Genomic DNA, 23,722 nt, shown 5'->3' with positions numbered 1-23,722 from the left:
AAAGAAAATTATGGCTTACATGTCACAAGAAGGCTACGACAATCTCGTAGCTGAGCTGAAACAGCTCGTAACTGTAGAGCGCCCTAAGGCATCAGCCGCAATTGCTGAAGCCCGCGATAAGGGTGATTTAAGTGAGAACTCTGAGTATGATGCCGCTAAAGAGGCTCAGGCTCATCTAGAAGATAAGATCAATCGTCTGAAGCTCACCATTGCCGAGGCTAAGATCATCGATACCAAGCTGCTCAGCACCGACAGCGTGCAGATTATGTCGAAGGTAGAGATGACCAACATGGCTAACAAGGCAAAGATGACCTATACCATCGTGAGCGAGAGCGAGGCTAACTTGAAGGAAGGCAAGATTTCCATCAAGACCCCTATCGCACAGGGATTGCTCAACAAGAAGGTTGGTGAAATTGCAGAAATCAAGATTCCTCGCGGCACCATCAGTCTTCGCATCGACAAGATTTCATTTGAATAAAAAAGAATAAAGGAACTATCATACGGACAGTGATGCCCGTATGACGGTTCCTTTTATGTTATATGTAAGCCCATCAAGATATATTATTCATTTTAAACAGAAATAGAGATTATGGCAAGCATTTTTTCAAAGATTGCAGCGGGAGAGATTCCTAGCTACAAGTGTGCAGAAAGCGACAAGTTCTATGCTTTCCTCGACATTAGCCCTATCGGCAAAGGTCATACTTTGGTGATTCCTCGCAAGGAAGTGGACTACATCTTCGATATGGAGGATGCAGACCTGGCAGAGTTTGAGGTATTCGCCAAGAAAGTAGCCAAGGCTATCAAGGCAGCCTTCCCATGCAAGAAGGTGGCTCAGGTGGTTTTGGGCCTGGAAGTTCCTCACGCTCACATCCATCTCATTCCTATGAACAGCGAGGCTGACGTGAACTTCCGCAAGGAGCATCTCAAGCTCTCAGAAGAGGAGTTCAAGGAAATCGCCAACAAGATTTATACAGAATTCCAGAAGTTATAAGCATAGAAAAAGAGCAGCGAAGATTCGCTGCTCTTTTTCTATACTATACGTATTCATCGCCCTTCTTCATCTGTATCTCATTCACATACTTGCGAATCAGGGCAGAGGAATCTTCCTTCTTGCATACCAGGAGCACATTGTCTTTCTCGGCAACGATAAAGCCATCAAGACCATTGAGTACGGCAAGCTTGCCCTTCGGCATCTTCACCACCGTATTATGGCAATCCTCGATGATGACATCGCTGTCTATCACCACATTGTCATCCTCGCTCTTCTGCATCGCCTCATAGATACTGTGCCAGGTACCCAGGTCGGCCCATCCGAAATCGCATTTCATCATGCAGGCATTGGATGGCTTATCCAATATGCCAAAATCTACCGAGATGTTAGGATAGGAAGAGAAGCTCTCCTTCATATAGACATTCTCCGTCTCTATGCTGAACTCCGGATATTTCTTATCGTACTCACGAAGCACGGGAGGCAGAATCTTGCAGAAGCACTCACGCAGATGCTTGACATTGCTCAGAAAGATACCCGTATTCCAATAGAACTCTCCACTTTCAACAAAAATCTTGGCGAAATCACGTTCAGGTTTCTCCGTAAACGACTGTACGGCATAGATATCCTCTTCTACCACATCGCCCATCTGGATATAACCATAACCCGGTTCAGGACGGGTAGGCTTGACAGCCATCGTCAGGAAACGGTCGTTAGCTGCAACAAACGCCAATCCCTCCAAAACATTCTTGCGGAAAGCCTCTTCATTGAAGATGGCCTGATCGGAAGGAGTATTGATGATGCACGCATCAGGGTTCAGCATGGAAATGCGATGGTTAGCCCAAGCCATACTTGGAGCCGTATTGCGATGAATAGGCTCAGCCATAATGCGGTCGGCAGAAACCTCTGGCAATTGCTCTTTCACCAGATCTACATATTCCTCGTTGGTATTGATATAAATATGGTCGGCAGGTACTATCTTTGCCATGCGATCGAATGTCTGCTGCAATTGGGTACGTCCGACTCCAAAGAAGTCAATGAACTGTTTTGGATGACTGCTCCGACTACATGGCCAAAGTCTTCGACCTTTTCCACCTGCGAGAATCACACAATAATTATTATTATCATTAAGTGTCATATTATAGTTCATTTTTTATAAGTTACTAAATTCAAGTGTAAAATTACTCATTATCTGCGAAAAAGCCAAATCTTTTCTAAGAATTTAATAAAGAATAGGAGAAATAAAACACATTTTTAGCTTTTTTCGCCCTTGGAATTGTTTTTCAGAAAAAAAATCACCAAAAAGTTTGCTATTTCAATTTTTATTTGTACCTTTGCACCCGCAATCGCCCAGATGGCGGAATCGGTAGACGCGCTGGTCTCAAACACCAGTGGAGCAATCCATCCCGGTTCGATCCCGGGTCTGGGTACAAGGAGCTGCAAGTTTTTACTTGCGGCTCTTTCCTTTGCAAACACCATCGCCCAGATGGCGGAATCGGTAGACGCGCTGGTCTCAAACACCAGTGGGGCAACCCATCCCGGTTCGATCCCGGGTCTGGGTACAAGGAGCTGCAAGTTTTTACTTGCGGCTCTTTTTTTTGCCTGATTAGGAAAAGGGCATCACCCTCGACTTCTAATCAAAATCAAAAGCCGCTCAACAGGCAAATCTGTTGAGCGGCTTTTTTATATGGAAATCATAGCACTGCAGCTATGATGCCTAGTCTTTAAAATCGAGTGAGAGTTCACCTGTGCCTAGAAGATTGTAGCTCTTGCGATGATAAGGCGTAATGCCAAACTCCCTGATGGCGTCACGATGCTTCTTGGTAGGATAACCCTTGTTGCCCTTCCAGTCGTACTGTGGATATTCCTCTGCAAGCTCATCCATATAGTCATCACGATAAGTTTTGGCAAGAATGCTCGCCGCAGCTATCGAGAGATACTTTCCATCGCCTTTTACAATCGTGGTATAAGGCAGGTCCTTGTAAGGCTTGAAACGATTACCATCCACAATCACCGCCTCAGGACGTACCTTCAGCTGGTCCAAGGCACGATGCATCGCCAGGAAACTCGCATTCAGAATATTGATCTGATCGATTTCTTCGGGAGTAACAATGCCCACAGCCCAAGCCACAGCATCCCGCTCTATCTGTTCACGGAGCGCCTTGCGTTTCTTGTCAGTCAGCTTTTTGCTATCATTGAGGTCAGGGTTGTGATAATCGGGAGGAAGAATCACTGCTGCAGCATAGACGCTACCAGCCAGACAACCTCTGCCCGCCTCATCGCAGCCCGCCTCAATCATATCCTTATAATAATGACTTTCTAACATATTCATATCTACTTAAGAAGATAAATGAAGTTAAGAAGACGAACAAGTTCACTGTCCGACCTAGAACATCTGAGAAACGCGTTTTACGCCTGCTATAAGCGCATCAACCTCCTCCTTAGTGTTGTACAGGGCGAAGCTTGCACGAACGGTTCCCAGAATGCCATAGCGGTCCATCAAAGGCTGTGCACAGTGATGGCCTGTACGAACGGCGATGCCCAGGCGGTCGAGCAAGGTTCCCATATCCATGTGATGAATATCACCAACCAAGAAGCTGACAACGGCATCCTTGCCTTCCTGCTCACCAAAAAGCCTGATTCCATTGATGGTTCTCATCTGGTCCATACAGTAGCGGGTGAGTTCCTGCTCATGCTTGGCAATGTTATCCATACCGAGCGCAGAGACATAATCGATGGCTTTTGCTAAACCATGGGTAGCTACATAATCAGGAGTACCAGCCTCGAACTTGAATGGCAACTTCTCGAAAGTGGTCTTCTCGAAGCTCACACTCTCAATCATCTCGCCACCTCCCTGATATGGAGGCAACTTCTCCAGCCACTCTTCCTTGCCGTAAAGCACACCGATACCGGTAGGACCATAGATTTTATGACCGCTGAAAGCGAAGAAATCACAATCCATATCCTGTACATCCACAGCAAAATGAGGAGTACTCTGAGCGCCATCCACCATGACAGGCACATCGTGCTCATGAGCAATCTTTATCATCTCTTTTACCGGATTCACCGTACCGAGCACGTTGCTCACCTGGGCAATGCTCACGATTTTGGTGCGTTCGGTAAATAAATTGGCGAATTCATCGAGGTTAATCTCACCTTTATCGTTGATAGGGATTACACGGATGGCGATTCCCTTCTTGGCAGCCTGCAACTGCCAAGGCACGATATTGGAATGATGCTCCATGGTAGAGATAATCACCTCGTCGCCCTCGCTCATAAAGGCATCGCAGAACGATGAAACCATGAGATTCAGACTCTCTGTAGTGCCACGGGTAAAGATGACTTCCTCAACCTTAGGCGCATTGATAAACTTGCGCACGGTTTCGCGGGCTGCCTCATGAAGGTCGGTAGCCTGCTGAGAGAGATAGTGAACGCCACGATGCACATTGGCATTTACATTGAGATACTCGTCGCGCATGGCATCGAGCACGCACAATGGCTTCTGCGTGGTTGCCGCATTATCCAGATACACCAATGGCTTATCATAGACCTTTCTCGATAAAATCGGGAAATCTGCTCTTACTTGATTGATATCATACATAGCAAAATAGTTTATTTACAGAGTTTACAACCCTCGCACTTATTGAGTTCACCACGGAATCGCTTCTCTACGAGATGATGCAGGCGGTCACGCAATGGCTCCAGCTCCATCTTGTCGATGACTTCGTTGATAAATGCAAACTGAAGGAGCAACCTTGCCTCCTCGCGGCTCACACCACGCTGCTGCATATAGAACAGGGCGGCATCGTTGAGCTGACCTACAGTACTACCGTGTGCACACTTCACATCGTCAGCATAGATCTCCAGCATCGGCTGGGTGAACATGCGGGCAGTCTTCGTAGCACAGAGGTTCTGGTTGGTTTCCTGCGAAGTGGTTTTCTGGGCACCATGACGAACCAGCACTCTGCCGGCAAAAGCGCCACGTGCCTCACCATCGAGTACATACTTATAAAGCTCGTTGCTGGTACAATGACCCACCTGATGATCGATGAGCGTATTGTTATCAACACCTGGTTCTTGTCGGCTATCACACAACCATTGCAGAAGCACTCAGCTCCCTCGCCCTTGAATACGAGGTCAAGACGGTTGCGGGTAATACCGTTATGAAGCGTGATGACGTTATGGTTCACGCGGCTGTTAGCCTGCTGCTCGATATACACGTTGCTTACACGGCGGTTCTTGTAATGAGTCTCCTCCAGGCAATAGAGGTCGAGACTGGCATTCTCGCCTACAAATGCCTCGATAACCTGGGTTGCGAGGAAGTTCTTGTCATCGGCTGCATGGTCGCAGAAGAGGAACTTAGCCTCAGCACCCTGTTCCATGACGATGAGAACACGGCGGTTTACCATCAAATCTACATCCGAACGGAGAATATTGATGACCTGAATGGTACGCTCCACCTTCACGTTCTTTGGAACATAAATCAGCAAGCCATCCTGCGCCAGGAAAGTATTCAATGCGGTGATGCCATCTTCATCGGTTTTGGCAATCTTAGCGTAGTATTTCCCGATGAATTCAGGGTTTTCTGCAGCAATCTTGCTCAAAGAATCCACGATTACACCCTCCGGCAACTCTACCTTAGGCAGTGCCTTGCTATAGAAAGCATCATTTACCACAAAGTAGAGTGAGGTGCTCAGATTAGGCACATCGCAGCGGAAAGCCTCGTATGGATCTACCGGAATTTCCAGACGGTTCAAGTTCAAGCCATAGTCTGGCTCGAAGATGGCACTCATATCTGTGTACTTATATCTTTCTACCTTTCGGGAAGGGAAGCCCAAGCGACGGAAGTCCTCGAAAGCAGCATCGCGCACCGCATTGAGAACCTCAGCACTGTTCTTCTTGATCATTCTCGAAGAAGACTGATACAAGTCTAAATATTGTTTTTCTGAAAGCATAGCCATCCTCCTATTATTTCTCATCTACTTCAGCCTTGATCCAGTCGTAGCCACGAGCCTCAATCTCCTTGGCAAGTTCAGGACCGGCAGTTTTCACGATTCTACCCTTATAGAGAACGTGAACCACACTTGGCTTAATCATATCGAGCAGACGCTCATAGTGAGTGATGACAATGGCAGAAGTCTGGTCGGTATGCATCTTGTTTACACCGTCAGCCACAATACGCATCGCATCCACGTCGAGACCAGAGTCGGTTTCATCGAGGATAGAGAGCTTTGGCTCCAACATTGCCATCTGGAAAATCTCGTTACGTTTCTTCTCACCACCAGAGAAACCTTCGTTTACAGAACGGCGAGCCAACTTGCTGTCCAGTTCCACCAACTCGCGTTTCTCACGCATCAGTTTCATGAATTCGCTGGTATTCAATGGCTCCAAACCCTGATACTCACGCTTGGCATTGATAGCCGCACGCATGAAGTTGGTCATAGATACGCCAGGAATCTCCACTGGATACTGGAAAGAGAGGAACAAGCCTTCACGGGCACGGTCCTCTGGCTTCATATCCAGAAGGTTCTTACCGTTGAAGATAGCCTCACCCTCGGTTACGGTATAGAGAGGGTTACCTGTAAGCACAGCGCTCAAGGTTGACTTACCTGAACCGTTAGGTCCCATAATCGCATGTATCTCACCATCCTTAATGGTCAGGTTGATACCTTTCAATATTTCTTTGCCTGCAATAGTAGCATGCAGATTCTTTACCTCTAACATAATTTTAGTCAATTTTTATCGATTTCATCGGGAATTATGATGATTATCCTACGGTTCCTTCGAGTGAAACACTCAGGAGTTTCTGTGCCTCTACGGCAAACTCCATAGGCAACTTGTTGAGCACATCCTTGGCATAACCGTTTACGATCAGACCGACTGCCTCCTCAGTAGGAATGCCTCGCTGATTGCAATAGAAGAGCTGGTCTTCTGAAATCTTCGAGGTGGTTGCCTCATGCTCGAACACGGCTGTGTCGTTATGGGCATCCATATATGGGAAGGTATGCGCTCCACAATCGCTACCCAGCAACAAGGAGTCGCAGGAACTGTAGTTGCGCGCATTGTCGGCATTGGATGTGGCACGAACCAGACCACGATAGGAGTTCTGGCTATGACCTGCCGAGATACCCTTCGAGATGATGGTACTCTTGGTGTTCTTACCCATGTGAATCATCTTGGTACCCGTATCAGCCTCCTGATAGTTGTTGGTAACAGCCACACTGTAGAACTCAGCTACAGAGTTATCACCACGCAAGATGCAGGAAGGATACTTCCATGTGATTGCAGAACCAGTCTCTACCTGAGTCCAACTCAACTTAGAGTTCACACCACGCAAGTCGCCTCGCTTGGTTACCAGATTCAGCACGCCACCCTTACCATGTTCATCACCAGGATACCAGTTCTGAACGGTAGAGTACTTCACCTCAGCATTGTCCTTGACAATAATCTCTACGATAGCTGCATGGAGCTGGTTCTCATCACGCATTGGCGCTGTACATCCCTCCAGGTAAGAAACGTAGGCATCATCATCGGCGATGATCAATGTACGCTCAAACTGACCGGTGTTACGGGCATTGATGCGGAAGTAACTGCTCAACTCCATCGGACAGCGGACACCCTTAGGAATATAAACGAATGAGCCATCACTGAATACGCAACTGTTCAAGGCTGCATAAAAGTTATCACGATAAGGAACTACGGTTCCCAGATACTCTCTTACCAAATCAGGATGCTCCTTCACAGCCTCACCAATACTGCAGAAGATGACGCCCTTCTCACGGAGTTTCTCCTTGAAGGTAGTCTTCACCGACACAGAGTCCATGATGGCATCTACGGCGGTGCCGCTCAAAGCCAGACGCTCCTCCAGAGGAATACCGAGCTTGTCGAATGTCTTCTCCAGCTCTGGGTCTATCTCCTTGTTCTTCGGCTTCTTAGCCAAAGGATCGGCATAGTATGAAATCTCCTGGTAGTCAACAGGTGGCACGTGCACGTGTCCCCACTTTGGCTCCTTGAGCGTCTTCCAGTAATTGTAGGCTTTCAGACGAAATTCGAGCATCCAGTCTGGCTCTCCCTTCTTCTGCGAGATCAGGCGCACAACATCCTCGTTGAGACCCTTTTCTATGATTTCAGTATGTACTTCGGTGGTAAAACCATACTCGTATTTCTGGTCTATCACGTCCTTGACAACCTGATTCTGTTCTTTCTCTATTTCTGCCATTTTATTTAGAATAACCTTTCGTTATTTTAACCCTAAATAGGGATAAGCCACCAAGGCTCATCCCTACCTTATTATATAATATATGCTATATTACAATTTCTGCTCTACCTCGATCTCAGTGAAGGTCTCGATAACGTCGCCCTCCTGGATATCGTTGTAGTTGACGAGGCTCAAACCGCATTCCATACCGGTAACCACCTCCTTGACATCGTCCTTGTAACGCTTCAAGGCACCGATTTCTGCTGTACGGATCACGATACCGTCACGGATGACGCGAGCCTTATCCTTAGCGTGTACCTTACCCTCAGTAACGAGACCACCGGCAATAGTACCCACCTTGGAAATCTTGAAGGTCTGCTTCACCTCTACCTGACCGGTAACGATTTCCTTCTTCACCTTGTCGAGCATACCTACCATCGCGCTCTTGATATCATCGATAGCATCGTAGATGATAGAGTATGTGTTGATTTCAACACCCTCACGGTCGGCAGCCTTGCGAGCATCGGCAGATGGACGAACCTGGAAACCAACGATGACTGCATCTGAAGCAGATGCCAGCATCACGTCGTTCTCTGAAATCTGACCTACTGCCTTGTTGACTACGTTCACCTGAACCTTCTCGGTAGAAAGCTTGATGAATGAGTCGCTCAATGCCTCAACAGAACCATCGGTATCACCCTTTACGATGACGTTCAACTCGTGGAACTCACCACGTGCGATACGGTGAGAGATATCACCCAAGGTCAAGCGCTTCTGAGTACGCAAGCCCTGTTCACGCTGCAACTGCTCACGCTTGTTGGCAATTTCGCGAGCCTCCTGCTCTGTCTCGATTACGTGGAACTGGTCACCTGCTGTAGGTGCGCCGTTCAAACCGAGGATGATAGCTGGCTCAGCTGGAGCAGCCGACTTGATATTGGCATTACGCTCATTGAACATCGCCTTGACACGACCCCAAGAAGTACCTGCGAGAACAATATCGCCTACCTTCAAGGTACCGTTGGCAACCAATACGGTAGAAACATATCCACGACCCTTGTCGAGCGAAGACTCGATGATGGTACCTGTGGCACGACGGTTAGGGTTAGCCTTCAAGTCGAGCATATCAGCCTCGAGGAGCACCTTGTCGAGCAAATCGTGAACACCGATACCCTTCTTGGCACTGATTTCCTGGCACTGGTACTTACCACCCCACTCCTCAACGAGCAGGTTCATGTTAGCCAAGTCCTCACGGATACGGTCTGGGTTAGCACCTGGCTTATCAATCTTGTTGATAGCGAATACCATTGGCACACCGGCAGCCTGCGCATGGGCGATAGCCTCCTTGGTAGTAGGCATCACAGAGTCATCGGCTGCGATGATGATGATGGCGATATCGGTGGCCTGAGCACCACGGGCACGCATAGCGGTAAACGCCTCGTGACCTGGGGTATCCAGGAAGGTTACCTTGCGACCGCTGTTCAGGGTCACACTGTAGGCACCGATGTGCTGGGTAATACCACCCGCCTCACCGGCAATCACATTGGTATTGCGGATATAGTCGAGCAAAGAGGTCTTACCGTGGTCAACGTGACCCATCACGGTTACGATTGGAGCACGTGGAACCAAGTCATTCTCATCATCCTCTTCCTCGCTCACAGCCTCCTGAACCTCGGCACTCACGTATTCGGTCTTGAAACCGAACTCCTCAGCCACCATGTTGATGGTCTCTGCATCCAGACGCTGGTTGATAGAAACCATGATACCTACACCCATCAGGGTAGAGATAACCTGAGTAACGCTGATGTCCATCATCGTAGCCAACTCGCTAACGGTAACGAACTCAGTAAGCTTCAGGGTCTTGCTTTCCTTCTGCTCCTGGCGAGCCTGGTCCTGCAACTTCTCCTGTACAGCCTCACGCTTCTCCTTACGATACTTAGCACCCTTCTTGTTCTGGCTCTTGCTGGTCAAACGGGCAAGAGTCTCCTTTACCTGACGTGCTACAGCCTCGTCGTCCACCTCAATCTGACGCTGGTTGCCACGGTTGTTATTGTTATTGCCGCGGTTATTATTATTATTGTTATTATTATTTCTATTCTTGTTCTTATTCTTCTTGTTGTTGCCACCATTATTGCCCTTATTCTGGCCATTACCATCGGCACTGTTGTTCTTAGCCTCGGCATTAATGTCAACACGCTCCTTGTTGATACGAACACGCTTCTTGCGATCATTGTGCTGCTGCGCCAACTTCTCCTCACGCTCCTTGCGGCGCTCCTCCTTAGACTTCTTCTTAGGACGAGTGCTCTGATTGAGAGAAGAAAGATCAATCTTACCCAACACCTTAGGTTCATTTGAAGTATATTTCTTCTCACTCTTCAATGTGAACACGCTAGAAGGCTGGCTGTTGCCAGCAGTCTTCTGCTCAGCATTCTGCTGCTGAGTCTCTACATTCTTATTACCTTGTGCAGCATTCTTCTGACCCTTAAAGTCGTTCATCTTTGGCTGCTGTGACTTTTGCTGATTCTCTTGTTTCATCTCTTGTTTTTGATGAGATCCATGGTTAGATCTCTGGTCATGTTTTGGCTCATTACGATGAGCTTCTTTCACTGGCGCAGGACTGACGGCAGCAGTCTCATGCTTCGGTGCCTCCGACTTTTTAGCAGCAGACTCTGCAGACTTACCCTTTCCGATGCTATTCAAGTCGATCTTACCCAACGGCTTATACTGCTGCTGGTTGCTCGACTCCAATAAGCTTTCGGCACGATGGTCCTTCTGCTCAGGCGCACGCTTCTTATCCTTGGCCTTTTTGGTGATGAGTTTCTCGGCCTGATCACGAACCTCCTTATCTTGACTGAAGGCATCGTTCAATGCCTTGTATTGCTGGTCGCTGAGTTTGAAGCTAGGTTCGGCCTTGACCTCTCCCAGGTCCTTTCTTTTTTCTAGGAATTCAACTGCCGTCTGAAGTCCTATATTCAATTCACGTAGTGCTTTATTTAATCTGATGCTCATAAATTATTTTATTCTCCTATTTTTAAAGTTAGATTCCCCGCAAGCACTCGCCAGCTAGGGAAATTATTGTTCGAATTCAGCTCTCAATACCTTGAGTACGTTATCCACGGTTTCCTCCTCAAGGTCAGCCTTCTCTACGATCATATCACGTGGGGCATTGAGCACCTGCTTAGCAGTGTCATAACCGATACCCTTGATGGCATCGATAACCCACTGGTCAATCTCGTCAGAGAATTCATCCAAGTAGATATCCTCGTCAGCCTCATTCTCATCTACCTCACGGAATACATCGATGGTATATTCTGTCAACATAGAAGCCAACTTGATGTTCATACCGCCACGGCCGATAGCCAGGCTAACCTCCTCAGGCTTCAGGAACACCTCTGCCTTCTTGTTCTCCTCGTCGATGTTCACAGACGTAATATTGGCTGGTGCCAAGGCACGCTGGATAAACAGCTTGGTATTAGAGCTATAGTTGATGACGTCGAGGTTCTCGTTGCAAAGCTCACGAACGATACCGTGAACACGGCTACCCTTAACACCTACACAAGCTCCAACTGGGTCGATACGCTCATCGAAGCTCTCTACAGCAATCTTGGCACGCTCGCCAGGGAGACGGGCAATGCGACGGATAGCAACCAAGCCATCTGCAATCTCAGGAACCTCAGCCTCCAACAGACGCTGCAGGAAGATTGGTGCGGTACGGCTCAAGATAATCTTAGGATTGTTATTATCGTTGTCAACACGAAGGATGACGGCACGTACAGTCTCGCCCTTACGATACATATCGCCAGGAATCTGCTCTGCCTTAGGCAACATCAACTCATTGTTCTCGTCATCAACGATAAGAACCTCGCGCTTCCAAACCTGATAAACCTCACCAGAGATTACCTGTCCAACACGGTCTTTATATTTATTGTAGAGTGAGTCGTGCTCAAGCTCAAGAATCTTAGAAGCCAAAGTCTGGCGAAGAGTCAAGATGGCACGGCGACCGAACTTATTGAAATCTACCTTCTCGCTCACATCCTCACCTACCTCATAGTCAGGCTCAATCTTGCGTGCTTCGGTAAGCGTAATCTCCTTGTTCTCATCTTCTACCTCACCATCAGCAACAACGACACGGTTACGATAAATCTCGAAATCGCCCTTGTCTGGGTTTACGATTACATCGAAATTCTCATCACTACCGAAAATTCTGGCAAGTACATTGCGGAAGCTTTCCTCCAATACACTTACCAATGTTGTACGGTCGATATTCTTGGTTTCTTTAAACTCGCGGAATGTATCAATCATACTCGCTGTTAATTCTTGCTCTTTTTTAGCCATAGCTATTTGAAACTGATTATATATTTTGTATATTTTACTTTATCCATCTGGTAAACATGGTCAACCTCCTGCTTTACAGGACGCTTCTTGCCCTCTACCTTCACTTTTTCTTCTACGCCTACTGTGAAATCATTGCCATCCACAGCCTTCAAGATGCCCTTTACCTTGATACCGTCAGCATCGAGCACCTCTACCTCCTTGCCAATGAAGTTGATATACTGCTGTGGAACCTTAAATGGTTGACCCAGACCAGCAGAGCCTACTTCCAGCTCGTAGTCCTCGTCATCACGACTCAATCGTTCCTCGATATATCTACTCAAAGCCACACAATCTTCAATCCATACACCGTCAACATGGTCAATCTCGACTACGATACGATTGTCTGGACTGATTTCAATGTCCACCAAGAAATATTCCTGATCTTGGAGCCATTCATCAACTAATTTTTTTACGACGTTTTTATCTATCATATATACCTATTTAAAATAAAATGAGGAACTCTTGCGAGCCCCTCATTCCACTGAACGTGTGCAAAATTACTAATATTTTTGAAAATCTCCAAAGAATTTTCTGTTTTTTATTCATAACCTGCGCAATTTTAGGCGATTGTGCAGGTTTTTGTTGTCATTTCTTCACGGGATGGAGTATTTTTCCGTATTCTTCCGGTGAATTTAACAACTTAACGGCAGCCTTAATCTGCTTGTCGTAGCGCAGGGAATTCTGGATGGCTCCAGCCTGGAAATAATAAGCTGCCACGATGTCGTTTTCCAAAAGCTGCTTGATGTAGTCTTTGTTGAAATCCAAGTCTTTTGCCACATTGTGACTCAACTTCTTTTTCAACGCCTCGAACTCTGGCTTTGCATCTTCGTAATATCCTTCAAACTTAGCAAGTTTCTCCAAATCCTTGAGATATTTTTCAGTCTCACGGTCGTACTTGAAATCCGCTTTCAGAACGCGGGACTTAAACTCATCATAGTCGGCATCTGTCAAAGTAAAATCCTTGGCTGGTGCGATAGCAGGATGTTTGGCGATATAATCCACTTCGTAATTGAGCATCACCTCATTACTGTCGCGGGCACCGGCGAGATAGAAAGCAATGTTTGGCAAGGAATCCGGCTTCACCTCTACATCCGGCTTCACACCGCCTCCATCACGCACCTCTCTGCCACCGGCTGTATAGAACACCTTGGTAAGTGAATCTGGAACATGCTCTACATAACCACCTTTGGTATGCTTGTAATTAAGCGCCTGCACGCACCTGCCACTTGGAATGTAATACTTGGCTGTGGTAAGTTTCATCTGTCCATTGTATGGCAAATCCATCGTGGTCTGTACCAGACCTTTTCCATACGTGCGCGTACCTAATATAATAGCACGGTCATAGTCCTGCAGACAACCGCTCATAATCTCGCTGGAACTGGCTGTGTTTCCACTCACCAGAACTACCATCGGCATCACAGAGTCAACAGGTTCTACCGTTGTCTTGTATTCATTGTTGGAACGTTGCAATCTGCCCTTCATCTTCAATACGGTCTTTCCCTTTGGCAAAAACATATTGACGATGCTCACGGCCTCGCTCACCGAACCACCGCCATTGCTTCTGAGGTCGAAGACGAGTCCCTTGGCTCCCTGCTTCTTCAGGTCGATGAAAGCACGGCGCACATCCTTGGCACAATTATCGGTGAAAGAATTGAAGTTGATATAACCGATACCACCTTCCATCATTCCGTAATATGGCAGGAAAGGCATCTGGATAGTACGGCGAGTTACCTTTACCTTCAGTATTTTACCTGTACTTGGTCGCTTTACCTTCAACATAAAGGAAGAACCCGGTTCTCCACGGAGATGATCGCTTACATAGCTAACTTCCTTATTGGTCATATCCTCGTCATCGATACTCAGGATGATATCACCCTTCTTCAATCCCACTTCTGCAGCGGGCATATTGGCATAAGGTTCACTAATGCACACACGCTGCAACTGGAAGTTGTAGCGCACCACAGCGCCCACACCAGCATATTTGCCGGTGAGCATATTCTTCAGTTCGTTGACTTTTTCCTCCGGATAGTAGGTAGTATAAGGGTCGAGGCTTCCCAACATCGCCTTAACGCCATTTCCCACCACCTCATCAGCATCGAGCGTATCAACGTACATCAAGTCAAGATTCTTATAGATGGCATTGAAGATATCCATATTCTTAGCCATCTTGAAGTCGTGATCTTTATCTGTTTGTGCAATAGATGGCACCACGAGGAGCGCCATCAGCAATGAAACCAATACTTTTTTCATGTTTACCTTGTTATATGATTATTCGACCACAAAAGTACTCATTTCTTCTCGAAAACTGCCATAATTGATGCAAAAAGTAGTGAAAACTACCGAAAAATGCACTTTTTTAAGGAAAAACAGAAAAAAGTTGCCGAAAAATTTGGCTGATTGAAGAAAAGTTAGTACTTTTGCACACGCAAATAAGGAACGCAATATTCCTGCAATGCAAAATGCTTCAATAGCTCAGTTGGTTAGAGCACCTGACTGTTAATCAGGGGGGTCGTTGGTTCAAGCCCATCTTGAAGCGCAGAAAGCAAAGCCTTGCAAGTTTCACTTGCAGGGCTTTATTGTTTTTTAGACATCTCGAAGTTTCCCGGTATTTACACCCGTTATCCTTAGACCATCTCTCCCATTACACTCATCGCGAATCTTTTACATATAATTCAGCAATTAAAAGTTTCCTTAAGAGAAAATATTTTTTTCCTTAAGGGAAAATATTTATTTCCTTAAGGGAAAGTGTATTTTTCGTTAAGGGAACTATTTCATAGGGTTCTGACAAAAAACGGGTGCATTCCGCTTTTTTGACGAAATACACCCATCTATATTTATTAATGTATATAATACTAGGATTATTCTACATCATTGTTGTGATCCAAAGAATCGTTGAAATCCTTAGGAGCCTGCTCCTCATTACGATGCTCGTAACGACGTGGCTGACGAGCTGGACGCTCACCACGACCCTCATGACGATCATCACGACGACCGCGACGCTCACCACGCTCTGGACGTGGACGACGCTCACGCTCCTGATAGCCCTCTGGCTTCTCCATCAACACACGGTGAGAAAGCTTGTACTTACCAGTCTTAGGATCAATCTCCATCAACTTCACCTTGATCTTGTCGCCTTCCTTGATGCCAGCCTCTTCAACTGTCTCAAGACGCTTCCAATCGATCTCAGAAATATGGAGCAAACCATCCTTACCTGGGAGAATCTCTACGAAGCAACCGTAAGGCATGATAGAGCGAACAGTACCCTCGTAAACCTCACCAACCTCAGGAACAGCTACGATAGCCTTGATCTTAGCCAAAGCAGCATCGATAGAATCCTTGTTAGGAGCAGATACCTGTACGTGACCCTTACCATCAGTCTCCTCGATAGTAATAGTAGCACCTGTATCCTCCTGCATCTGCTGGATAATCTTACCACCAGGGCCGATGACAGCACCGATGAACTCCTTAGGAATATCGAATGCTACGATACGTGGAACCTGTGGCTTCATCTCAGCACGTGGCTCAGAGATAGTCTCCATCATGCAGTTGAGGATGTGCTCACGACCAGCCTTAGCCTGCATCAAAGCCTCCTCAAGAATCTCGAAGCTCAAACCGTCACACTTGATATCCATCTGTGTTGCGGTCAAACCATCGCGGGTACCAGTGGTCTTGAAGTCCATATCACCCAAGTGATCCTCATCACCGAGGATATCACTGAGGATAGCGTACTTGTCCTCACCTGGGTTCTTGATAAGACCCATAGCGATACCTGAAACTGGCTTCTTCATTGGAACACCTGCATCCATCAGAGCGAGTGTACCTGCACAAACAGTAGCCATAGAAGAAGAACCGTTAGACTCAAGGATCTGGCTTACCAAACGAACTGTGTAAGGGAAGTCTGTAGGAATCTGGCCCTTCAAACCACGCCATGCCAAGTGACCGTGACCAATCTCACGACGACCTACGCCGCGCTGAGCCTTAGCCTCACCTGTAGAGAATGGAGGGAAGTTATAGTGAAGGAGGAAGCGCTGGTAGCTCTTCTCGAGCACACCGTCGATAAGCTTCTCATCCATCTTTGTACCAAGAGTACATGTAGAGAGAGACATGGTCTCACCACGCTGGAAGATAGCGCTTCCGTGAGGCATTGGAAGTGGAGATACCTCGCACCAGATAGGGCGGATATCTGTAGTAGCACGACCATCAAGACGCAAGCCCTCATCGAGGATGCAACGACGCATAGCATCGCGCATTACGTCATCATAGTAGCGGGTAGCCTCAGCGTGCTTCTCCTCCAAGTCTTCCTCAGAAAGATCGGTATGAGCTGCGTCATACTTCTCGAGGAAGTCAGCCAAAACCTTGTCGAAAGCATCCTGGCGAGCATGCTTCTCCAACGCCTGGTGGTTGATATCATAAGCAGGCTTGTAAAGCTCAGACTTGATCTGCTCACGGAGTTCCTCGTCGTTGATCTCGTGATCATACTCACGCTTTACGTCAGTACCCTTCTCCTTAGCCAACTCATACTGGAGCTCGCACATAGGCTTGATAGCCTCGGCAGCAGCCTTGAGGGCGCCAATCAGATCCTGCTCAGAAACTTCCTTCATCTCACCTTCCACCATCATGATGTTCTCCTTGGTAGCACCAACCATGATATCCATGTCAGCCTCTTCCATCTGCTGGAATGTAGGGTTAACAACATACTCACCATTGATACGAGCTACACGAACCTCAGAGATGTAGTGCTCGAAAGGAATATCTGAACAAGCCATGGCAGCTGAAGCAGCGAAACCTGCAAGGGCATCTGGCTGGTCAACACCATCGGCTGAGAGCAACATTACCTGTACGTAAACTTCTGCATGGTAGTTAGAAGGGAAAAGTGGACGCAAAGCACGGTCCACAAGGCGAGAGGTAAGGATCTCCTCGTCGCTAGCCTTGCCTTCGCGCTTGGTGAAACCACCAGGGAAACGGCCAGCAGCACTGTACTGCTCACGGTAATCTACTTGCAAAGGCATGAAATCTGTACCCGGAACTGCATCCTTTGCTGCACAAACAGTTGCGAGAAGCACTGTGTTACCCATGCGGAGAACCGCAGCACCATCAGCCTGTTTTGCAACTTTTCCGGTCTCAATTGTGATGGTTCTTCCATCAGGCAACTGAACACTTTTTGTAATTACGTTCATCTAATTATTAAAACTTATTGTTTTGTCTAACATCTAATATCTAAAACGGTGCAAAGATACCTCTTTAATAATTAATAAACGAATATTTGGGCAACTATTTTCTACTTTTTTAATAATTTTATCTATCTAAGGTGCATTATTCCCGATTTTATTACTACCTTTGCAGTCGATAATTTCGCAAAATACTAAAATTCATGAAGATATCTAGAATCTATTCAGCGGCAGTGATTATGGTAGCTGCGCTGGCTCTCACTTCTTGTAACAACAAGAAATTTCATATCAACGGTAATATTACCGAGGCTCAGGACTCTATGCTCTACCTGGAGAACCTCAGCCTGAATGGTCCGGTGAAGATTGACTCGGTGAAACTGGGTGAAGATGGATCCTTCGCTTTCGAAGAGAATGCGATGGACAGCATCACTCCTGAATTCTACCGTCTCCGCATTGCCAACCAGAGCATCAACCTCAGTATCGACTCAACCGAGACCGTCAACGTGAAGGCAGCTTATCCTCAGATGAGCTACAAGTACGAGGTGGAAGGCTCAGAGAACTGCAGCAAGATCAAGGAACTTTCGCTCAAGCAGATGACTCTGCAGAGCAATATCAACGGCATCGTCAAGAGCCCTAACATCGGGGTGGACTCCATGGATGTTATCGTAGCTCGCATGCTGGCTGCATACAAGCAGGATGTAAAGACCAACTACATCTTCAAGGAGCCGATGAAGGCTTCCTCTTACTATGCACTCTTCCAGACTATCCAGTTGGGCAACACCAACTCACTCATCTTCAACCCTCGCAACAACAAGGATGACGTGAAAGTATTCGCTGCCGTAGCTACAAGCTGGGATACTTACTATCCAGGAGCAGAGCGTGGCAAGAACCTGCACAACATCGCCATCGAGGGCATGAAGGATATCCGTATCATTGACAGGCAGCGTGCACAGCAGCAGATTGAGGCAAGCAAGGTGAGCGTAAACGGATGCATTGAAATTGCCCTACAGGACAACAAGGGACAAGTTCGCCGCCTCTCTGATCTCACCGGCAAGGTGGTATTGCTCGATTTCCATATCTTCGCCAGCAGCGAGAGCACCAAGCGCATCATGATGCTCCGTGAGCTTTACAACAAGTATCATGCCGCCGGACTGGAAATCTATCAGGTTTCCGCAGATCCAGATGAGCACTTCTGGAAAACATCTACCGCTGCCCTTCCATGGATCTGTGTACGTGAAGAGAACGGCATCCAGGGAACAAGTCTCCAGCTCTATAACGTGCAGAGCATCCCTACCTTCTTCCTCATTGACAGAAGCAATACTCTGAGAGCCCGCGACATACAGATCAAGGACATTGATGCAGCCATCAAGAACCTTCTTTAATACGAGCTTTCATACAACAGACAAGTCGGAAGTCTGGACTTTTCTCCAGGCTTCCGGCTCCTATCATCCAATACGAGCTACAATAGATTAACAGCAACAATAAATTTTAAGCACTAAAAAATGAACAAGAAACTTTTAGCTTTCGCAGCATTGGCTCTCGTAACAGCAGGAGCAAACGCTAAAGTAAAGTTGCCACACATCCTGGGTGACAACATGATTATCCAACAAGATTCAGAAGCCAATCTCTGGGGTTGGGACAAACCTGGCACCCTGGTAGAGGTAAGCACCTCATGGTCGCAGCAGAAATATTCGGCAAAGACCGGAAAGGATGGCAAGTGGGCTGTCAAGGTACAGACTCCCAAGGCTAGCTACACTCCGCTCTCCATTACCTTCGATGATGGCGAAAAGACTACCCTCAATAATGTACTGGCTGGTGAAGTATGGGTCTGCGCCGGACAGAGCAATATGGAGATGCCGGTGAAAGGTTTCGGCAACTGCCTATAGAAGGCTACAACAAGGCTGTATTGGAAGCCAACCAATATAAAGGTGTACACTACGTGAAGATTCCTAGCGTGATGAGCAGCAAACCGCTGGATGACGCCAACTGCGAATGGAAGGAGGTTAATCCGGAAACCGTGGGCGATGCATCTGCCACCGGATATTTCTTTGCACAGGTTGTCAACAAGGCGCTCAACGTGCCTGTGGGACTAGTCATGGCAAACAAGGGTGGAAGCCGAGTAGAAAGCTGGCTCGACCGTGACTATCTGAAAAAGAACACGAAAGAAGACCTCGACTCCCTCAAGATGACGAAGAATCCTAAGTTCAAGTGGGACTTTCTCTACCCTCTTCTCTGGGGCAACGGAACCTTCCATCCTATCCTCAACTATAGCGTAAAGGGAATCCTCTTCTATCAAGGCTGTTCCAACGTGGGCGACCCGGCAGGTCAATACACCCAGCGTCTTGCCGACCTCGTAGCCCAGTGGCGCAGAGACTTCAAGCAGGGCGAACTGCCATTCTATTTCGTGCAGATTGCACCTTATCATAATGGCGATGTGAATGGTGATGCAGGTCCAAGACTTCGCGAGCAGCAGTTTAATGCAGCCAAGATCATCCCGAACAGTGGCATAGTCTGCACCGAAGATCTGGTTTATCCATACGAGGTAGAGCAGATTCACCCATGCCAGAAGCAGCCTGTAGGTGAGCGTCTGGCTCTTCAGGCACTCAGCAAGACCTACGGTATGAAGGGACTCTTCTGCGAGAGTATGACTTTCAAGGAGATGAAGATTGTTGGCGACACTGTGAAGGTTCACTTCGACAACACCTACGGAGCCTATAACCGCTTTGAAGGCATCAAGGGCTTCGAGGTAGCCGGCGAAGACAAGGTGTTCCATCCTGCCACAGCCAAGCATTTCTGGCAGGAAGGCAACGACGGATGGAACGAGTGCATCGTCGTAACCAGCCCTGAAGTCAAGAAGCCGGTAGCTCTGCGCTACTGCTTCCGCAACTTCCAGCTCGGCAACATGGCAAATGCAGGCGGCCTGCCTCTCTTCCCATTCCGAACAGACAATTGGTAATTAATAACATAGCGGTCGATCTTTGTGAAATCCAAAGACCGACCGCTCTTTAATATATATATTATGAGTCACGTTTTAGACAAATTCAAGTTTTGCCCAGTTTGCGGCTCTCAACATTTCGAGATCAACAACTTCAAGAGTAAAAAATGCAAGGACTGCGGATTCACCTACTATCTGAATCCCAGCAGCGCCATAGTAGCCTTCATCCTCAACGAGAAAGAAGAACTTCTGGTGGTTCGCAGAAAAAACGAGCCAGCCAAAGGCACCCTCGACTTGCCGGGCGGATTCGTAGATATGGATGAAACCGGTGAAGAAGGCGTGGCTAGAGAAGTAAAGGAAGAAACGGGTCTGGAAGTAATCGGGGTGAACTATCAGTTCAGCATCCCTAACCTCTATCTCTATTCCGACTTCCTGGTTCATACCCTAGATATGTTCTATGCTGTAAAGGTGAAAGACCTCTCTCATGTGGAGGCGATGGACGATGCCGAGGAGTCATACTGGATTCCTCTCAGCAACCTCCATCCCGAAGAGTTCGGATTAGGCTCCATAAGACAAGGTGTGGCTAAATTTCTTGCAAAACACAAGACGAAAGAATGAAAATACGCCCCAAAACATTTAAAAAACCAAAAAAATCACTATATAATAAGGTATAAGCAAAAAGTTTATTTACTTTTGCAGACCAAAAGAAATTGTGTAGAAGCGTATGCAAGAAAATTTAGTAATCGTCGAGAGCCCTGCAAAGGCTAAGAAAATCGAAGAGTTTTTAGGTAAAGACTTCAAGGTGATGTCTTCTTACGGTCATATCCGTGACCTCAAGAAGAAGGAACTCAGTATAGACGAGAAGACCATGGAACCTTGTTATGAGATTCCAGAGGAAAAGAAAAAGCTCGTCACAGAATTGAAATCAACAGCGAAACAAGCTAAGAAGATTTGGTTAGCATCCGATGAGGACCGCGAGGGAGAAGCCATCAGCTGGCACCTTTGCGAAGTACTCGGACTGGATGAAGCGAAGACAAGCCGTATCGTCTTCCATGAAATTACCAAACCTGCCATCTTAGACGCTATTGAGCACCCACGCCACCTGGACATGAACTTGGTGAATGCCCAGCAGGCACGTCGTGTGCTCGACCGCATCGTGGGCTTTAAGCTCTCTCCTGTATTGTGGAGAAAGGTGAAGCCAGCCCTCTCTGCCGGTCGTGTACAGAGTGTTGCCGTACGCCTCATCGTGGAGCGTGAGCGTGAAGTCCAGAAGTTCAAGAGCGAACCATACTATCGTGTCAACGCCGTATTCGCCCTGATCAGCGAGAATGGCGCAGCCACAGAGGTAAAGGCAGAGCTCGATCACCGTTTCAAGACCCATGAAGAGGTGGAAGCCTTCCTGGAGAAGTGCAAGGACGCCAAGTTCACCGTAGAGGCTGTCACCAAGAAGCCGCTGAAGCGTACACCAGCGCCTCCTTTCACCACATCAACCCTGCAGCAGGAAGCAGCCCGCAAGCTCGGCTTCACCGTAAGCCAGACCATGATGGTGGCTCAGCGTCTATACGAGGGTGGACGCATCACCTACATGCGTACCGACAGTGTGAATCTCTCTTCCCTCTGCAGCAATGCCAGCAAGGATGAAATTATCAAGGAGTACGGCAAGGAATACAGCAAGCCACGTGCCTATCATACCAACTCCAAGGGTGCACAGGAGGCTCACGAGGCCATCCGCCCTACCTACATGAGCGAGACAAGCATCGATGGCACCAGTCAGGAGAAGCGTCTTTACGACCTGATCTGGAAACGTACCATCGCTTCGCAGATGGAGGATGCACAGTTGGAGAAGACTACCATCAATATCAGCATCGACAACACCAGCGAGAAGTTTGTTGCCAATGGTGAGGTTGTTGTATTCGATGGTTTCCTCAAGGTATATCGCGAATCTACCGATGAGGATGAGAACGTAGAAGATTCAACCCATCTCCTGCCTGCTATGAAGGAAGGCGATGAGTTGCAGCGCCGTGAGATCATCGCCACAGAGAAATTCTCTCTGGCGCCAGCAAGATACACCGAAGCAAGTCTGGTGAAGAAGCTGGAAGACCTCGGCATCGGCCGTCCATCTACCTATGCTCCTACCATCAGCACCATCCAGCAGCGTGAATACGTGGTAAAGGGTGACAAGCAGGGCGAGGAACGCACCTACACCGTAGATACGCTGAAGGGTATCATGATTACCCAGAAGACCAAGAAGGAACAGGCTGGCTCTGAAAAGGGAAAGCTTCTCCCTACCGATATCGGTATTGTGGTAAACGACTTCCTGATGGCCAACTTCCCTAACATCATGGACTATAACTTTACGGCCAACGTAGAGCAGAAGTTTGATGATATCGCCGAGGGAAAGACCGAGTGGACCAAATGGATGAAGGATTTCGACAAGCGTTTCGAACCGGAAGTAAAGGGTGTGATGGAAGCACGCAGCGAGCACAAGGCCGGTGAGCGTGAACTGGGCAAGGACCCAAAGAGCGGCCGCCCTGTATTCGTAAAGATCGGAAGATTCGGTCCTGTGGTTCAGATTGGTACCGCAGAAGACGAGAACAAGCCGCAGTTTGCCCAGTTGCCTGCCGACAAGAGCATCGAGACCATTACTCTGGAGGAAGCATTGGAACTCTTCAAGCTGCCTCGCCAGGTAGGTGAGTTCGAAGGCTCTACCGTAACCATCGGAAGCGGCCGTTTCGGTCCATACGTACTCCACGACCGCAAGTATGTATCCATTCCAAAGGAAATCGACCCAATGGCCATCACCCTGGAACAGGCAGTGGAACTTATCAACGAAAAACGCTCTAACGAGCAGAAACGCCATATCAAGACCTTTGAGGAAGACAACAAGCTGGAGCTCCTGAACGGGCGCTATGGTCCTTACATCGCATTCGATGGCAAGAACTATCGCATTCCTAAGGCAAAGCAGGAGAACGTAGAGTCACTCAGCTACGAGGAGTGCATGACCATCATCAAGGAAGCACCAGAACCAAAGGCAAGAGGCAGAAGAAGTAAAAAAGAATAAA

Annotated in this window: 15 protein-coding genes, 3 tRNA genes and 2 pseudogenes; 9 read left to right on the top strand and 11 right to left on the bottom strand. The window is 47.6% G+C overall.

Annotated elements, in window-relative coordinates:
- Positions 1–10 precede the first annotated feature (10 nt).
- Positions 11–478, top strand: a complete 468-nt coding sequence (gene greA, locus DW830_RS01860) for a transcription elongation factor GreA (protein WP_119248653.1) — start codon at positions 11–13, stop codon at positions 476–478.
- A gap of 111 nt (positions 479–589) precedes the next feature.
- Entirely contained in the window at positions 590–991 is a 402-nt protein-coding gene (locus tag DW830_RS01855) for an HIT family protein (RefSeq protein ID WP_089544840.1), read from the top strand.
- A gap of 43 nt (positions 992–1,034) precedes the next feature.
- On the opposite strand, the gene DW830_RS01850 is transcribed toward DW830_RS01855, so the two are convergent.
- Positions 1,035–2,126 carry a mannose-1-phosphate guanylyltransferase gene (locus DW830_RS01850; protein WP_119248670.1) on the bottom strand — a complete coding sequence of 364 codons (1,092 nt, stop codon included), beginning with the start codon at positions 2,124–2,126 and terminating at the stop codon, positions 1,035–1,037.
- 210 nt (positions 2,127–2,336) lie between these two features.
- Here DW830_RS01850 and DW830_RS01845 point away from each other — a divergent pair.
- Together DW830_RS01845 and DW830_RS01840 are read left to right on the top strand one after the other, a co-directional pair.
- A tRNA-Leu gene (locus tag DW830_RS01845) sits at positions 2,337–2,418 on the top strand.
- Between the two features lie 50 nt (positions 2,419–2,468).
- Positions 2,469–2,550 (top strand) — tRNA-Leu (locus DW830_RS01840).
- Between the two features lie 155 nt (positions 2,551–2,705).
- Here DW830_RS01840 and DW830_RS01835 read toward each other — a convergent pair.
- The 9 genes and pseudogenes from DW830_RS01835 to DW830_RS01795 all read right to left on the bottom strand — a co-directional run bounded on the left by DW830_RS01835 (position 2,706) and on the right by DW830_RS01795 (position 14,807).
- Positions 2,706–3,314 carry a ribonuclease HII gene (locus DW830_RS01835; protein ID WP_119248652.1) on the bottom strand — a complete coding sequence of 203 codons (609 nt, stop codon included), beginning with the start codon at positions 3,312–3,314 and terminating at the stop codon, positions 2,706–2,708.
- A gap of 60 nt (positions 3,315–3,374) precedes the next feature.
- A complete protein-coding gene (locus DW830_RS01830; RefSeq protein ID WP_119248651.1) occupies positions 3,375–4,589 on the bottom strand; it encodes an aminotransferase class V-fold PLP-dependent enzyme in 1,215 nt (404 codons plus the stop codon).
- An 11-nt stretch (positions 4,590–4,600) separates the two neighbouring features.
- Positions 4,601–5,943, bottom strand: a pseudogene (gene sufD, locus DW830_RS01825) (Fe-S cluster assembly protein SufD).
- Positions 5,944–5,956: 13 nt separating this feature from the next.
- The gene (sufC, locus tag DW830_RS01820) at positions 5,957–6,712 is read right to left on the bottom strand and encodes a Fe-S cluster assembly ATPase SufC (RefSeq protein ID WP_119248650.1); all 756 of its coding nucleotides are present in this window, start codon (positions 6,710–6,712) and stop codon (positions 5,957–5,959) included.
- Positions 6,713–6,755: 43 nt separating this feature from the next.
- A complete protein-coding gene (gene sufB, locus DW830_RS01815) occupies positions 6,756–8,207 on the bottom strand; it encodes a Fe-S cluster assembly protein SufB (RefSeq protein ID WP_119248649.1) in 1,452 nt (483 codons plus the stop codon).
- Positions 8,208–8,297: 90 nt separating this feature from the next.
- Positions 8,298–11,192, bottom strand: coding sequence for a translation initiation factor IF-2 (gene infB / locus DW830_RS01810; protein ID WP_119248648.1), 2,895 nt, complete (start codon positions 11,190–11,192; stop codon positions 8,298–8,300).
- 63 nt (positions 11,193–11,255) lie between these two features.
- Entirely contained in the window at positions 11,256–12,518 is a 1,263-nt protein-coding gene (nusA, locus tag DW830_RS01805; protein ID WP_119248647.1) for a transcription termination factor NusA, read from the bottom strand.
- A gap of 2 nt (positions 12,519–12,520) precedes the next feature.
- Complete coding sequence (gene rimP / locus DW830_RS01800) at positions 12,521–12,988, bottom strand: ribosome assembly cofactor RimP (protein WP_117661810.1); 468 nt, start codon at positions 12,986–12,988, stop codon at positions 12,521–12,523.
- A gap of 154 nt (positions 12,989–13,142) precedes the next feature.
- Complete coding sequence (locus DW830_RS01795) at positions 13,143–14,807, bottom strand: S41 family peptidase (protein WP_119248646.1); 1,665 nt, start codon at positions 14,805–14,807, stop codon at positions 13,143–13,145.
- 211 nt (positions 14,808–15,018) lie between these two features.
- Between DW830_RS01795 and DW830_RS01790 the strand changes: the two genes are divergently transcribed.
- Positions 15,019–15,093, top strand: a tRNA-Asn gene (locus DW830_RS01790).
- Positions 15,094–15,415: 322 nt separating this feature from the next.
- Here the strand turns inward: DW830_RS01790 and pnp are convergent.
- On the bottom strand, positions 15,416–17,734 hold the full coding sequence (pnp, locus tag DW830_RS01785; RefSeq protein WP_119248645.1) for a polyribonucleotide nucleotidyltransferase: 2,319 nt from the start codon (positions 17,732–17,734) through the stop codon (positions 15,416–15,418).
- 194 nt (positions 17,735–17,928) lie between these two features.
- Between pnp and DW830_RS01780 the strand changes: the two genes are divergently transcribed.
- The 4 genes and pseudogenes from DW830_RS01780 (at position 17,929) to topA (ending at position 23,721) form a co-directional block, all read left to right on the top strand.
- On the top strand, positions 17,929–19,107 hold the full coding sequence (locus tag DW830_RS01780; protein ID WP_119248644.1) for a TlpA disulfide reductase family protein: 1,179 nt from the start codon (positions 17,929–17,931) through the stop codon (positions 19,105–19,107).
- 120 nt (positions 19,108–19,227) lie between these two features.
- Positions 19,228–20,681, top strand: a pseudogene (locus DW830_RS01775) (sialate O-acetylesterase).
- A gap of 63 nt (positions 20,682–20,744) precedes the next feature.
- Entirely contained in the window at positions 20,745–21,278 is a 534-nt protein-coding gene (locus DW830_RS01770) for an NUDIX domain-containing protein (protein WP_119248643.1), read from the top strand.
- A gap of 106 nt (positions 21,279–21,384) precedes the next feature.
- On the top strand, positions 21,385–23,721 hold the full coding sequence (gene topA / locus DW830_RS01765; RefSeq protein ID WP_119248642.1) for a type I DNA topoisomerase: 2,337 nt from the start codon (positions 21,385–21,387) through the stop codon (positions 23,719–23,721).
- Position 23,722: the final 1 nt, after the last annotated feature.

The organism is Prevotella sp. AM34-19LB, assembly GCF_003468525.1.
Taxonomy (GTDB): Bacteria; Bacteroidota; Bacteroidia; order Bacteroidales; family Bacteroidaceae; genus Prevotella.
This window is presented reverse-complemented; position numbering and strand designations above follow the sequence as displayed.

Bases quoted from the DNA above. Each gene is read 5' to 3' on its own strand.
- greA (WP_119248653.1), top strand. From the start codon at position 11: ATGGCTTACATGTCACAAGAAGGCTACGACAATCTCGTAGCTGAGCTG.
- DW830_RS01855 (WP_089544840.1), top strand. From the start codon at position 590: ATGGCAAGCATTTTTTCAAAGATTGCAGCGGGAGAGATTCCTAGCTAC.
- DW830_RS01850 (WP_119248670.1), bottom strand. From the start codon at position 2,126: ATGACACTTAATGATAATAATAATTATTGTGTGATTCTCGCAGGTGGA.
- DW830_RS01835 (WP_119248652.1), bottom strand. From the start codon at position 3,314: ATGTTAGAAAGTCATTATTATAAGGATATGATTGAGGCGGGCTGCGAT.
- DW830_RS01830 (WP_119248651.1), bottom strand. From the start codon at position 4,589: ATGTATGATATCAATCAAGTAAGAGCAGATTTCCCGATTTTATCGAGA.
- sufC (WP_119248650.1), bottom strand. From the start codon at position 6,712: ATGTTAGAGGTAAAGAATCTGCATGCTACTATTGCAGGCAAAGAAATA.
- sufB (WP_119248649.1), bottom strand. From the start codon at position 8,207: ATGGCAGAAATAGAGAAAGAACAGAATCAGGTTGTCAAGGACGTGATA.
- infB (WP_119248648.1), bottom strand. From the start codon at position 11,192: ATGAGCATCAGATTAAATAAAGCACTACGTGAATTGAATATAGGACTT.
- nusA (WP_119248647.1), bottom strand. From the start codon at position 12,518: ATGGCTAAAAAAGAGCAAGAATTAACAGCGAGTATGATTGATACATTC.
- rimP (WP_117661810.1), bottom strand. From the start codon at position 12,988: ATGATAGATAAAAACGTCGTAAAAAAATTAGTTGATGAATGGCTCCAA.
- DW830_RS01795 (WP_119248646.1), bottom strand. From the start codon at position 14,807: ATGAAAAAAGTATTGGTTTCATTGCTGATGGCGCTCCTCGTGGTGCCA.
- pnp (WP_119248645.1), bottom strand. From the start codon at position 17,734: ATGAACGTAATTACAAAAAGTGTTCAGTTGCCTGATGGAAGAACCATC.
- DW830_RS01780 (WP_119248644.1), top strand. From the start codon at position 17,929: ATGAAGATATCTAGAATCTATTCAGCGGCAGTGATTATGGTAGCTGCG.
- DW830_RS01770 (WP_119248643.1), top strand. From the start codon at position 20,745: ATGAGTCACGTTTTAGACAAATTCAAGTTTTGCCCAGTTTGCGGCTCT.
- topA (WP_119248642.1), top strand. From the start codon at position 21,385: ATGCAAGAAAATTTAGTAATCGTCGAGAGCCCTGCAAAGGCTAAGAAA.